14 protein-coding genes are annotated in these 12,858 nt (G+C 59.4%); 4 read left to right on the top strand and 10 right to left on the bottom strand.

Annotated features, from left to right (window positions below; all coding sequences use genetic code 11):
* Positions 1 to 91: 91 nt before the first annotated feature.
* Complete coding sequence (locus tag ACN9MZ_RS01675; protein WP_426340611.1) at positions 92 to 355, top strand: hypothetical protein; 264 nt, start codon at positions 92 to 94, stop codon at positions 353 to 355.
* Positions 356 to 374: 19 nt separating this feature from the next.
* Here ACN9MZ_RS01675 and ACN9MZ_RS01670 read toward each other — a convergent pair whose 3' ends face one another.
* The 5 genes from ACN9MZ_RS01670 to ACN9MZ_RS01650 are packed head-to-tail and all read right to left on the bottom strand — an operon-like array spanning position 375 to position 3,338.
* Positions 375 to 998 carry a chalcone isomerase family protein gene (locus ACN9MZ_RS01670; protein ID WP_426340610.1) on the bottom strand — a complete coding sequence of 208 codons (624 nt, stop codon included), beginning with the start codon at positions 996 to 998 and terminating at the stop codon, positions 375 to 377.
* Positions 999 to 1,056: 58 nt separating this feature from the next.
* Positions 1,057 to 1,311, bottom strand: coding sequence for a YfhL family 4Fe-4S dicluster ferredoxin (locus ACN9MZ_RS01665; protein ID WP_426166945.1), 255 nt, complete (start codon positions 1,309 to 1,311; stop codon positions 1,057 to 1,059).
* 12 nt (positions 1,312 to 1,323) lie between these two features.
* On the bottom strand, positions 1,324 to 1,815 hold the full coding sequence (gene coaD / locus ACN9MZ_RS01660) for a pantetheine-phosphate adenylyltransferase (RefSeq protein WP_426340609.1): 492 nt from the start codon (positions 1,813 to 1,815) through the stop codon (positions 1,324 to 1,326).
* Positions 1,816 to 1,851: 36 nt separating this feature from the next.
* On the bottom strand, positions 1,852 to 2,436 hold the full coding sequence (rsmD, locus tag ACN9MZ_RS01655; protein WP_426340608.1) for a 16S rRNA (guanine(966)-N(2))-methyltransferase RsmD: 585 nt from the start codon (positions 2,434 to 2,436) through the stop codon (positions 1,852 to 1,854).
* Between the two features lie 35 nt (positions 2,437 to 2,471).
* Positions 2,472 to 3,338: a DUF6279 family lipoprotein gene (locus tag ACN9MZ_RS01650; protein ID WP_426340607.1), complete on the bottom strand. Its 867-nt coding sequence runs from the start codon at positions 3,336 to 3,338 to the stop codon at positions 2,472 to 2,474.
* Between the two features lie 30 nt (positions 3,339 to 3,368).
* Here ACN9MZ_RS01650 and glmU point away from each other — a divergent pair, with 30 nt between their 5' ends.
* Positions 3,369 to 4,748, top strand: coding sequence for a bifunctional UDP-N-acetylglucosamine diphosphorylase/glucosamine-1-phosphate N-acetyltransferase GlmU (glmU, locus tag ACN9MZ_RS01645; RefSeq protein ID WP_426340606.1), 1,380 nt, complete (start codon positions 3,369 to 3,371; stop codon positions 4,746 to 4,748).
* On the opposite strand, the gene ACN9MZ_RS01640 is transcribed toward glmU, so the two are convergent.
* Positions 4,745 to 5,341 carry an ACP phosphodiesterase gene (locus tag ACN9MZ_RS01640; RefSeq protein WP_426340605.1) on the bottom strand — a complete coding sequence of 199 codons (597 nt, stop codon included), beginning with the start codon at positions 5,339 to 5,341 and terminating at the stop codon, positions 4,745 to 4,747. The two genes, glmU and ACN9MZ_RS01640, sit on opposite strands and share 4 nt — an antisense overlap.
* Before the next feature lie 328 nt (positions 5,342 to 5,669).
* A complete protein-coding gene (locus ACN9MZ_RS01635) occupies positions 5,670 to 6,128 on the bottom strand; it encodes an Lrp/AsnC family transcriptional regulator (RefSeq protein ID WP_426340604.1) in 459 nt (152 codons plus the stop codon).
* Positions 6,129 to 6,257: 129 nt separating this feature from the next.
* Between ACN9MZ_RS01635 and glmS the strand changes: the two genes are divergently transcribed.
* Positions 6,258 to 8,087 (top strand): glutamine--fructose-6-phosphate transaminase (isomerizing), encoded by a 1,830-nt coding sequence (glmS, locus tag ACN9MZ_RS01630; protein WP_426340603.1) that lies wholly within the window; start codon positions 6,258 to 6,260, stop codon positions 8,085 to 8,087.
* A 172-nt stretch (positions 8,088 to 8,259) separates the two neighbouring features.
* Here the strand turns inward: glmS and ACN9MZ_RS01625 are convergent, their stop codons facing one another.
* Together ACN9MZ_RS01625 and ACN9MZ_RS01620 are read right to left on the bottom strand one after the other, a co-directional pair.
* Positions 8,260 to 9,264 (bottom strand): hypothetical protein, encoded by a 1,005-nt coding sequence (locus ACN9MZ_RS01625; RefSeq protein ID WP_426340602.1) that lies wholly within the window; start codon positions 9,262 to 9,264, stop codon positions 8,260 to 8,262.
* Positions 9,265 to 9,385: 121 nt separating this feature from the next.
* A complete protein-coding gene (locus ACN9MZ_RS01620) occupies positions 9,386 to 10,051 on the bottom strand; it encodes an O-methyltransferase (protein WP_426340601.1) in 666 nt (221 codons plus the stop codon).
* Positions 10,052 to 10,131: 80 nt separating this feature from the next.
* On the opposite strand from ACN9MZ_RS01620, the gene ACN9MZ_RS01615 reads away from it, so the two are divergent.
* Positions 10,132 to 10,809 (top strand): TetR family transcriptional regulator, encoded by a 678-nt coding sequence (locus ACN9MZ_RS01615; RefSeq protein WP_426342849.1) that lies wholly within the window; start codon positions 10,132 to 10,134, stop codon positions 10,807 to 10,809.
* Here ACN9MZ_RS01615 and ACN9MZ_RS01610 read toward each other — a convergent pair.
* Entirely contained in the window at positions 10,758 to 12,803 is a 2,046-nt protein-coding gene (locus tag ACN9MZ_RS01610; RefSeq protein WP_426340600.1) for a TonB-dependent receptor, read from the bottom strand. The genes ACN9MZ_RS01615 and ACN9MZ_RS01610 overlap by 52 nt on opposite strands.
* Between the last annotated feature and the right edge of the window lie 55 nt (positions 12,804 to 12,858).

Below are 12,858 nucleotides of genomic sequence, written 5' to 3'. Positions count from 1 at the left end.
ACCAATAATGATTGTTATGGAGAAACGGAATTGGCGTTATATGTTGCGGCGCACTATAGTACCAATAGATTCTAAAGGTATAGAAACGGCCATGTCTACTTACATTAACATCATCGAATTTGCCCAGTACCTGCCGCTGGTGATCCTGGCGCTGGCGCTGGCATTCGTGTTCAAGCCGCTGCTGCGTGGTATCGCCCGCGCTGCCGTGCTTGTCGTTAAGCCAAAGTTGAGCAAAGAGGAACGCTTGCAGCGTCGCCTGATGCGCGACACCATGATGTTCAAGCGTATGCTGAATTCGATGGAAGACTCGCCTAGCCACGTCGCAGAACTGCGAGCAATGGCCTGCCGCGCGTAAGCCTTCCGCAGTGCAGCAATCAGTTCGTTTCCGGTGCTGGGGCGGGTTTTTCCGCGCCCGACAGCAGTTTCGGCTTTAGCGAAGAATCAACCGGCTTGTTGCCGATCCAGATGCGCATGATGGCGTTGAAGAACGCCTGGTCCGGCAGCGTTTCCCCGACCTTCTTCCCGTTCAGGAACGGCTGGGAGCCGGTCGACGGGTTCCAGTCGACGATCAGCTCGTCGCCCTTCTTCAGTCCAGGGAACTGGGCAAAAATCTCCCCGAAAGCCTTGGTCTGAGGCAGTAGCTTGGTGCGTTCTTCCGGGCTGACGTTGTCGTTCAGGCCCTTCATGAAGGCCATGCCGAAGTCGTCCGAGCTCAGGTCACGCATGGCGACGATGCGAATGCGGCGTGGCCCGCCAACGTTCAGCACGTCCTGCACGGTGGTTTTCTTTTCTTGCAGGTAAAAGCCTACCGCGTAGACCTTGAACACCAGCTTGGTGCGCACGCCGGCGCCGTTCAGCTTGAGGTCATGGCCGGCTACAGAAACCGTTTCCGGGAATTTGACGCCAGCCACTTCGGCGGCAAAGGCGGGCAGGCTGCTGGCGGCCAGGAATGCGGCGGCGACAGCAGTTTGTAAAAGTTTACGGCGAGTAATACTCATTTTGTCTCCGTTTGTATCAAGTAGCAATATACCGCAGAGCTACCCTTTTTGGGAGGCATCAGGTCTTATCTGCCTGCAATTTCTCGAATTTTGCCAACAGTTGCTCCTTGCTTTCCCGCCAATCTGGATTAAATGGAATGCAAGAGACCGGGCAGACCTGCTGGCACTGCGGTTCATCGAAGTGACCGACGCATTCGGTGCACTTGTTGGGATCAATTTCGTAGATCTCCGGACCCATGTAGATCGCGTCGTTCGGGCACTCGGGCTCGCACACGTCGCAATTGATGCAGTCGTCGGTAATCATTAAAGCCATGGCATTACTCTCTTATTCGTCCTTGCGCGCTGCGATCTTTTTACGCAGCCAGCGGTCGACGGACGGGAAAACAAACTTGGATACGTCGCCGCCAAGCTCGGCGATCTCGCGCACGATGGTGCCCGAAATGAACTGGTACTGGTCGGATGGGGTCAGGAACAGCGTTTCCACATCCGGCAGCATGTAGCGGTTCATGCCCGCCATCTGGAATTCAAACTCGAAGTCCGACACGGCACGCAGGCCGCGCACGATCACGCGTGCATCGTGCTCGCGCACGAAGTCCTTCAACAGGCCGGAAAAGCTCTCGACTTTGACGTTTGGATAATGGCCCAGCACTTCGTTGGCAATTTCCAACCGTTCTTCAAGCGTGAAGAACGGATGCTTGTTCTGGCTATCGGCCACGCCGACGATCAGTGTGTCGAACAGGCCCGATGCGCGGCGCACCAGGTCTTCGTGACCCCGGGTCAGCGGGTCGAAAGTACCCGGATAAACTGCTACAACCATTGCAACTCCATGCGTTTGGCTTAGGACAAAGAAGGATTATGCCTCATTTTCAGGCAATGCCTGAAGCAGGTGGTAGTACACCATGCCCGCCTTGTCGGCGCGCACCACTTCCCAGCCGTCGAAGGCCAGCGATGCTTCCGCCTCGGCATAAACCAGGCCGCCGTCGTTGAGCAGCGCGCGGCACAGCGGCAGCGCGCGCTCCAGCAGGCCTTGCTGGTAAGGCGGGTCGAGGAAAATCAGGTCGAATCTGGCTCCGCGGCCGGCCAGCGATTGCGCCGTCGCCAGGGCGTCGCCGCGCTGGATGGCGATATTGGTGGCTTTCAGCTTTTCGCGGTTGGCTTCCAGCTGGCGCACCACGGCGCTGTTGGCGTCAACCATGGTGACCTTGGCCGCGCCGCGGCTGGCGGCCTCGAAACCGAGCGCGCCGCTGCCGGCAAACAGGTCCAGCACCTGGGTGTCGCGCCAGGCGGCATCGTGCAGGTGGTTGATCCAGTTGAAGACGGTTTCGCGCACGCGGTCTGGCGTTGGGCGCAGGCCCAGTGCTTCCAGTACCGGCAATGGCGTGCGCTTCCAGTCGCCGCCAATGATGCGGACCTGGTTGGGGACTTTCTTTTTTTGCATGGCCGGCATTATCTCATGCCGCCCGGCGCCAAGGCTTAATGCACTTGCGCCGCAAGGGTATTCAAATCCTTGATCCAGCCATCCATGCGCTTTTGCGCGTGGGCCTTCTGCTCTGGCGTAGTGATGCGCACGACGGTGTGGACAAGTTCCACGGTCGACTGAGTATAGTTGTCGAAGAAGGCTTTGCGTTCAGATACTTCCAAGCGGTCAAAGCCCGAGCGGATCAATTCTTCGACCCACTGCGTGGCCACTTGCTTGCTCGGCCGCTCGGTCATGATCTTGCGCGCCAGGTTCATGATCTTTTGCTGGCGCCGGATACGCTCGTCGAGCCACAGCGCATTATCCAGCGGCCGCGCGTCGGAGGCCTTGCGGATGATGGCCTCCTGCTCATTGCTGAAACCACCGAACCATAGTTCGAACTGTTCCATCGACTTCTTGAAGCGGAACTTGTTCTGGTCCTGGGCGTCGCCTTTCATGTTCTGCTTGTGGAATTTGACATTGTTCTTGGTGAACTTCTTTTCCATGCCAGCGAGTTGCTCGGGCTTGAGCGACAGCGCCAGATCCGCGATATCGGGGGCAGAGCGCAGCAGCAGCGCCTCGGTACGGTCGCGGATATCCACATAGTCGGCCATCAGGTCGGCCTGCGTCGGGTTGCCGCGCAACTGGCGTTGGGCCTTTTGCAGGAACTGAACATAGTCCTGAAGCTGGGTCTTGCGGTGCCAGCGGAAAAATTCGTCGATATCCTGCTTGACCTCCGCCTTCTGTTCGCTGTCGAAATCGACATAGGCGTCGAGCCACCAGTACAGCAAGGTGTCGCCGTTGTTATAAGCCAGCCGCAGGGAGCTGCATGCTGCGAGCAGAAGGGCAAAAGCCAGCACGATGCACGTGTTAAACTTTTTCATCTTTTAACTCACACAAGAAAACTACGGACTATGAACGTCGTCATTCTCGCCGCCGGCATGGGTAAGCGCATGCAGTCGGCGCTGCCAAAAGTTTTGCATCCCGTAGCCGGCAAGCCTCTGTTGTCCCACGTCATCGACACCGCGCGCAGCCTGTCTCCGGCTAAATTGTGCGTCATTTACGGGCACGGCGGCGCAGCGGTGCTGGCTTCGCTGGACAAGCACAAGGCCGTTCCCGGCACCGAAATCTCGGCCGCCCTGCAGGAACCGCAACTCGGCACCGGTCACGCTGTCCAGCAAGGCTTGGAGCACCTCGACGACGACCAGCCAACCCTGGTGCTGTACGGCGACGTGCCGCTGACTTCAGCTGCTTCCCTGAAACGCCTGGCCGATGCTGCCGGCAAGGACAAGCTGGGTATCCTGACCGTGGTGCAGGACAACCCGTTCGGCCTGGGCCGCATCGTTCGCGTGGGCGGCGCCATCCAGCGCATCGTTGAAGAGAAGGATGCCACAGAAGCCGAGCGCCTGATCAAGGAAATCAATTCCGGCATCATGGTGATCCCTACCGCCAAGCTGAAGCAGTGGCTGGGCAAGCTGAAAAATGAAAACGCGCAAGGCGAGTACTACCTGACCGATATCGTCGCCATGGCGGTGGAAGAAGGCGTGCAAGTCGTCTCGGCCCACCCTGCCGCAGCGTGGGAAGTGCTGGGCGTGAACAGCAAGTCCCAACTGGCCGAACTGGAACGCATCTACCAGCGCAATGTCGCCAACTGCCTGCTGGACAAAGGCGTGACCCTGGCCGACCCAGCGCGTATCGACGTGCGCGGCGAGCTGACTTGCGGCCGCGACGTGATCATCGACGTTGGCTGCGTCTTCGAAGGCAAGGTCGAAATCGGCGAAGGCGCAACCATCGGCCCGAACTGCGTGCTGATTAACGCGAAGATCGGCGCCGGCGCCAATATCAAGGCTTTTACCCATATCGAAGAAGCGGTGGTCGGCGACAAAGGCCAGATCGGACCTTATGCCCGCCTGCGCCCTGGCACCGAACTGGGTGAAGACGTCCATGTGGGTAACTTCGTCGAAATCAAGAACAGCCAGGTCGCCGCGCACAGCAAGGCAAACCACCTGGCTTACGTGGGCGATGCAACCGTCGGTTCGCGCGTGAACATCGGCGCCGGCACCATCACCTGCAACTACGATGGCGCGAACAAGTTCCGCACCGTGATTGAGGACGACGCCTTCATCGGCAGCGACAGCCAGCTCGTGGCGCCAGTAACCGTGGGCGCAGGTGCGACCATCGGCGCCGGCACGACCCTGACCAAGGATGCTCCAGCCGGCAAGCTGACCATCTCGCGCCCTAAACAGTTGACGGTTGAAGGCTGGAAGCGCCCAGTGAAGGTAAAGAAGACCTAAGCAACCGAGAACTGGCGGCGGCGCTGGTAAGTAAATTTCACCAGCTCGGGGAAGAAGCGATCGAAGCCATCCGCGATCGCTTCGTAGTGCTGCTGCACTTCGCCGATGCCCTCGCGCAGCAGGTGGCCGTTCCGGCTTAACCTGTCCGACATGCGGGTCAGCGCCAGCTCGACCCCGCTGAACTCCCCATAAGCACCCAGCCAGTCCTGTTTGATCAGCTTGGGCAGGATTTCGCGCAGCCGTTCCGGCAACTGCTCTTCATGCGCCGCCAGGGCGCCGTAGAAGCGCTCGATCAGCTCCTGGCGCGGCTCCTCGCAGTATTCGTCCCAGCGCTGGCTCAGGATATGGTCGTAGAACACGTCCAGCACGATGCCCGCATAACGCCGCCGGCCTTCCGTGAACAAGCTCTTGGCCTCGGTCACTACCGGGTGGCTATCCGTGAAAGAGTCGATAAACCGGTGCAGCGCGATCTCATTCGCGATCTCCGGCGCATAGTGATCCCCGCCGTTCGCTTTGACGAAATCGCCCAGCATGGCGCCGACCATGGCCGCCTCGCTATGGCGTGCCAGGTAGATATGTGCGAGGTAGTTCATGCCCCATTCTAGCGCTGTGGATAAAGATGTGTAAAAGCTGGTGCAATTCCGCCTGAAAACCATGGGACAGGCCCTGGATAAGAGGTGGTTGATACATGCAGATTATCCACACGATGCGCCGTTGCACTGCATCTGTGGAAAAACCTGGGGAATACCTGCTAACAACCACGGATAACTCAAAACTGTGGATAAGGATGTGGGAAACCCTGCGGAAAACGAGAGGATATGCGGTGCGTATCGCTGGATAACCGCGCCGAGGCAGCGCGGTAGTGTGGGGAAAGATGTGAATAAGCCTGTGCTTAGCCCTGTATAAGCCGGGATAACTGGATCAGACCGGAATGCTGGTCTCGAACTTGCTCCGGAAAGTGGAAAAGTAGGCTTTGACATTGCGCACATTCGCCTGCCCGGCGAACAAACGGTGGGCCAAAGCATGGTAGGCCGGCATGTCCGACACCTGCACGATCAGCACGAAATCCGGCCCGGGAGAGACGCGATAGCACTGCAATACCGCCGGTTCCGGCGCCACCAGCGCCTCGAATTCCGCCATCCGCTCAGCGGCCTGGATATCCAGGGAGATTTCCACAACCGCCGTCAGGTGCGCCCCGACTTTATCCGCAGCAACCAGAGCAACCTCGCGTTCTATTACCCCGGAATCGCGCAAATGCTTGACCCGGCGCAAGCAGGTAGGCGCAGACACGTGCACGGCAGCTGCCAGTTCAGCGTTGGTTTGAGAGGCATCCTTCTGCAAAGCGTTAAGAATGCGACGATCGATTTCATCAAAGTCCATAATTTGAAAGAATATTTCTAAAGAGATGTGATGAGAAATATTCTTTCACAGTATATGAAAATGAGAAAGCAAATTTCTCCGCGTCTGCTCTAGCATGCATTCATTAACTTTTAAAGAATGAGGTCGCGTATGTGCGGTATCGTCGGCGCTGTAGCCCAGCGCAATATCACCCCGATCCTGGTTGAAGGCCTGAAGCGCCTGGAATACCGCGGCTATGACTCCTGCGGCGTCGCCCTGCACCTGGACGGCAAACTGCAGCGCTCCCGCAGCACCTCCCGCGTGGCCGACCTCGAAAAGCAGATCAACGAAGGTGGCCTGAACGGCTTCACCGGCATCGCCCACACCCGTTGGGCCACCCACGGCGCCCCAGCCTCGCATAACGCCCACCCGCACTTCTCGCCAAGCGAATCGTCCGCCCGCATCGCCCTGGTCCACAACGGCATCATCGAAAACCATGACGAACTGCGCGCTGAACTGACGGCATTGGGCTATGTCTTCACCAGCCAGACCGACACCGAAGTGATCGCCCACCTGGTCGACCACATGTATAACGGCGACCTGTTCGACACCGTGCAGCACGCCGTCAAGCGCCTGCACGGCGCCTACGCCATCGCCGTGTTCTGCCGCGAAGAGCCGCACCGCGTGGTCGCCGCGCGCCAGGGCTCGCCGCTGATCGTCGGCATCGGCCAGGGTGAAAACTTCGTCGCCTCCGACGCCATGGCGCTGGCCGGCACCACCGACCAGATCATTTACCTGGAAGAAGGCGACGTGGTCGACCTGCAACTGGGCCGCGTCTGGATCGTCGACGTCGACGGCAAACTGGTGCAGCGCGAAGTAAAGACTGTGCACGCCCACACCGGCGCGGCGGAACTGGGTCCATACCGCCACTTCATGCAGAAGGAAATCTTCGAGCAGCCACGCGTGGTCGGCGACACGCTGGAAGGCGTGACCGGCATCATGCCGGAACTGTTCGGCGACGGCGCCTACAAGGTCTTCAAGGAAATCGACCGCGTGCTGATCCTCGCCTGCGGCACCAGCTACTATGCCGGATCGACCGCCAAGTACTGGATCGAATCGATCGCCAAAGTACCGGTCAGCGTGGAGATCGCCTCCGAATACCGTTACCGCGACAGCGTGCCGAATCCTAAGACCCTGGTGGTGACCATCTCCCAGTCCGGCGAAACCGCCGACACCATCGCCGCGCTGAAGCACGCGCGCAGCCTGGGCATGGAGCACACCCTGACCATCTGCAACGTGGCCACCAGCGCCATGGTGCGCGAGTGCAAACTGGCCTACATCACCCGCGCCGGTGTTGAAGTAGGCGTGGCATCGACCAAAGCCTTCACCACCCAGCTCGCCGCCCTGTTCCTGCTGACCCTCAGCCTGGCGCAAGTGAATGGCCTGCTGACCGAAGAACAGGAATCCGCGCACCTGAAAGCCATGCGCCACCTGCCTTCCGCCATCGCCGCCGTGCTGGCGCTGGAACCTCAGATTATCGCCTGGGCCGAAGAATTCGCGCGCAAGGAGAACGCCCTGTTCCTGGGCCGCGGCATGCACTACCCGATCGCCCTGGAAGGCGCGCTGAAGCTGAAAGAGATTTCATACATCCACGCCGAAGCATATCCAGCCGGTGAACTGAAACACGGCCCGCTGGCGCTGGTGACCGACGAAATGCCGGTCGTGACCATCGCCCCGAACGACGCGTTGCTGGAAAAACTGAAGTCGAACATGCAGGAAGTGCGCGCCCGCGGCGGCCAGCTCTACGTCTTCGCCGACGTTGACTCGCGGATCACCTCCGGCGACGGCCTGCACGTGATCCGTTTGCCGGAACACTACGGCCAGTTGTCCCCGATCCTGCACGTGGTCGCGCTGCAGCTTCTGGCGTACCACACAGCACTTGCGCGCGGCACCGACGTCGACAAGCCGCGTAACCTGGCGAAGTCGGTGACCGTCGAATAAGCGGTCCCTCAGGCACCCTGTCTGTTCTAGAAAACCAATAAAGTCTGACAAGAAGTAATGGAGCTCGACAGATTGCTCTATCGCAGGCGGAGGTGCCAACAAGAATCGAGCGTCCCTGGTCACTACAGGCAGCAGTGCTGCATAGGGCCAAAATAAGCCGAACAGTGGGGATTTATAGGGTTTCGCCGAAAATCGATGTCGTAAGGCCTGGCACGATCTCGGCTCCGTTGTCACCCATTTTGCAGGTGAAGGTGTGCCGGTCGGAGGCTGCAACGGCTCTGGAATAGAATCGGTACATCTCGGATGGGCGTTCTACCTCGATGTTAAACGAGATCGATCCGATCTTGTTCTTCGATCCGAGTTGCGCCAGCGTGTTTTCGAGCTCGCCCCCTTCACTGCTCTTGTTAAGCTCTTGGATTTCGGTGCTGAAGTATTTGATCAGGACCTTCTCTATGATGCGTCCTTCTTCATCGACCCGGACTTCATCGATCATCGAATTGGCAACGACAAAGTTGAATGCACTGCTTGACGTTCCCGCAATCGCCAGGACCTTGAAGAGATTATAGAAAATAAAGAAGTCGTGCTCAGCACTGGGGACCTTGTACAGCATGTCCGCGAGACCGCGGTGTGCGCGGTTGAGCGGACGATCATCGGGATTTTTGGTATAGCCAACATAATGGATTTCCGTGTCGATTCCAAATTTGATACCGACCATGTCGAAATAATCGTGAATCGAATACGAGACCCTGTGGCCCGGCGGATGTTCAAACGTGATGAAGCGGTCGGACACCTCGACCGGCGGCGTGATGCGTGCGCCGCTTGCATCATCTCGCATCATGGTCGTCGTTTTCACCAGCTTGCGTGACGCCCCGACTTCGACATGGAGGATGAGTTCCTTGCCAAACAACGAATACTGGGGTTTCCTCGATGTACAGAACCTGAGCTTGGTTCTCGATCCTAGAAAATAGATGAAACGCTTGTCTAGCTGGGTTTCGACCGTCTGTTTCAAGCGCTTTAGGAAGTTTGCGATATGCTGCTTCGTGTCAAAGCCTTCTGGCGGATGAACCAGCAGCTCATACCAGAAGTAACTGGATTGGTCGAGTTCGACATGCCACCGTTTCTCTGCATCGGTATATGCTGGCTGATTCAGCATGAAGTCAAAAATACCCCGGCTCATTGCATTCTCCACTGGATATGTCGCGAGAATTCGATCACATCGACTGCTTACTCTACCAGCTTATCCTCGCGCGAATTGCGGCCGTCGTCTCTATCGCGTCTGCCGGCGGCCGCGTCATGTCTTAGCTGCGCTTCATGCTCAGCTCAACGTCGCCGGGCAGTGGCAGAGACAGGTAGGCTCCGTTTGGATCTCGTACCTTCGACATGTACTCAGGGCAGTAATCCGCGTTGTCAGCGATGATCAGCGCGCCGGGGCGCAGGCGGTGTTCTACCAGTCGCAGGATATCGAAGTACAGTCCTTTCGCGCCATCCAGCAGCAGCAGGTCAATCTGTTCCGGCAAGCCCGCGCGCAGGGTTTCCAGCGCGTCGCCTTCGCGGATTTCAACCAGGTCAAGCAGGCCGCCTGCTTCAAGATTCTCGCGGGCCCGTTGTGCCTTGGATGGCTCGAACTCCGTGGTGATCAGCAGGCCGCCGCCGTTGTCGCGCAGTGCTGCGGCCAGGTGGAGGGTCGAAATGCCGAACGAAGTTCCGAATTCGACGATCACGTTTGCCTTGGCGTTGCGTGCCAACATGTACAGCAGCAGGCCCGTCTCGCGCGACACCGGGATCGCGGCGTCTTTCAGGTCCGCGTAGATTTCGCGATAGCCGGTCTTGCTGCTCATGATGCGCACGCGTTCCTCGTCCGGCAGTGCGGCGAAGGCGGCGATGGCAGGCACACGTGTGCTTTTGGCGTCGTCAAAAAGGCGGTTCAGCAGAGGCGCGACAGGCGCGGAAGTCAGGGTAATCATGGGGTATTCCTTTCTGGTGTAAGAGCAGGAATAATATGAATAATCCTTCACATTTCATATTCGCGTTCCCAGGACCCGCCATGACCGATAGCAAAAACGCCCGTGTTTCCTCGCGAAGAAGGCCAAAACAGGCCCGCTCAAATGACCTCGTCAGCGCAATTCTGCAGGCAGCTATTCAGGTTTTGGCGAAAGAAGGCGCCCGCCGCTTCACTACAACGCGCGTGGCGGAGCGTGCGGGCGTGAGCGTAGGCTCGATCTACCAGTACTTCCCCAACAAGGCATCGATCCTGTTTCGCCTGCAAAGCGACGAATGGCGGCAAACGTCGTCCATGCTGTCGGAGATCCTGCAGGATGCAGCAAAGCCCCCGCTGGAGCGTTTGCGTAACCTGGTGCATGCCTTCGTGCGCTCGGAATGCGAAGAAGCGGCGGTGCGCACTGCCCTTAACGATGCTGCGCCACTTTACCGCGACGCGCCGGAAGCCATCGAAACCAGAGCCTCCGGCGACCGGATGTTCCGGACCTTCATCGACCAGGTGCTACCCAACGCCACCAATGCGGAGCGCACCTTGGCCAGCGCCCTGGTGATGGATACGCTCAGCGCTGTCGGCCAGCAGTTTTCACAGGAGCCCCGTACTGACAAGGAGATCAAGGCTTACGCAGGCGGCCTGGCCGATATGCTGTGCGCATACCTGGCCGGGCTGGCAGCTCAGAACACTGCGCGCAAAATCAAACGCACCGTGCGTGGTTCACCGGGGTGAAAGTGGATGTCGGAAACGCCTTCTGCGGGCTCGCCCGCGAGGCGTGAGGCGTAGTAGTAATCGACATCGTTTGCCTTGCGGTCAAACAGGTTGAACACATCGGCCGTCAACTGCCAGCGGCGGTTGAAGCGATACGTGGTGCGCAGGTAGGCAAGCGCGGTGCTGGACGAGCGAATGCTGTTGTCTTCCACCAGCGGCCGCGGGCCGAAGTAGCGAAGCTGGAATGCGCCGGACCATGGGCCGATGTCGTTCAGCGTTGCGCCAAACGAAGCCACCTTTTCGACTGCGCCCGGCACACGGTCGCCGGCGGCGTCAAACTCCGTATAGCGTGCACGCGAATAGGCCAGGTCGAAGTCCAGCAGCAGGTGCTTGGACGCGGTATAGTGGTTGTTCCACTCGATGCCGGAACGCTTGCTGGCGCGGCTTGGCGCCGTGTCGCCGGCATCGCCGGAAAATACCAGTTCGGACCCGGAACGCAGGCGCCACAGCGCGACCGAGCTTTGCAGGCCGGTCACGAACTCGCTGCGGGCGCCGATTTCCGCGCCGCGCGTCTTCACCAGCGGCGTGACGGGATCGACAGGCTCGCGCTCGCGTGGCGACAGGCGTGCCGTGGTGCCGCGCGCATCGTTGCTGTGGAAGCCTTCGCCACAATTCAGGAAGAACTCCGTCTTGCTCCAGGGCCCGAGCACAAGCGAGATCTTGGGTGATGCAATGTGATCGTTCACCTTCCCGCTGTTCTCCGAGATAGAGCTGTCGACATTGAAGCGGTAGCTGTCGTAGCGCACGCCGGCAATGGAGCGCAGCCAGTCCGTCCACTGTACTGTGTTCTGGAACCATGCGGCCACGCTCGCTTCGGTAACGCGCGATTCGGCGATCGGATGCCGCACCTGCTGCTGCGTCGTTGCGTACAGCCCTACTGGCGCAATGCGGTCGAAGCGCCCCTGCACGCCGACGCTGTTCTCCATCGAGCGTTGGCCGAGTTGGCCGAACCAGGTTTGGGTCAGGTCGAAACCCGTCATCTTGCGTCGTTCCGTCTGTAGCACCTGGTCGCCGTTGACCGGATCGTCGAGGAAGTAGGTGACGTCGTTGTACAGCGAGAGATCGTTGCGTACCAGGTAGGCGTGCGCCTCCGTCAGCGTGTCGCCCGCGCGCTTGCGCCATTCGGCGGAAAGGCTGTAGCGCGCGGTGCGGCCGCCGTCGCTCGGATCGGCTGCACCGAACTCGTCCAGGCGTCCGTCCTGTACCGCGCGCAGCGGGATCTGGCTGGTCGCGTGCCAGCCGGCCTTGTAAGCCATGCCGGTGATGCTGAAGCGTTCCGCGCTGCTGCCCGAACTGTATCGCAGCACACCCGTCGACTTGTGGAACGCTTCCGGCATCTGCCAAGGGCCGTCGTTGTGGCCCAAATCGAGTGCATACAGCAGGTTGCCGTTGCCAACCTCGGTGGAATTCGCCACTACGCCGCGGCGATAGTTATCCGCGCCGATGGTCAGCGATGCAAAATCTTCGTTCAGCTTGTCGGCCAGGCCCATATGCGCGGCGCCAGCCGATGCAAAATCCCCTTCGTCTGCGTAATAGGGGCCTTTGCGGTAGCGGATGCGGCCAACCAGTTCTGGAATCAGGAAATTCAGGTCCGTATAGCCCTGGCCGTGGCCGTGCGTGCGCATATTGACCGGCATGCCGTCGACGAAGGTGGCGAAGTCGGTCCCGTGGTCCAGGTTGAAGCCGCGCAGGTAGTACTGGTTCGCCTTGCCGTCGCCGCTGTGCTGGGTGACGATCATGCCCGGCACGAATTCAAGGATCTCGCCAGGCCGCAAGGCAGGCCGGTTGGCGATCAGTGCTGAGGTGATGGTTCCTTCGCTTGCTGCGTCGGAAGTGCGAATGCCATTGTCGTAGTGGTGGCCCACGACGTACACCCTGGCTGGTGTCTCTTGCTCTTGTGCCTGCGCGACAGCGCACAACGCCCCCGCGATCATGGGGATCAGTTTCTTTTTCATTATGGATGTTTGAATCGGCAATCCCGCCCACCTCCCCGTGAGCGCGACCGAACAG

This window comes from Pseudoduganella sp. S-14 (genome assembly GCF_049913285.1).
Classification (GTDB): domain Bacteria; phylum Pseudomonadota; class Gammaproteobacteria; order Burkholderiales; family Burkholderiaceae_D; genus Rugamonas.
This window is presented reverse-complemented; position numbering and strand designations above follow the sequence as displayed.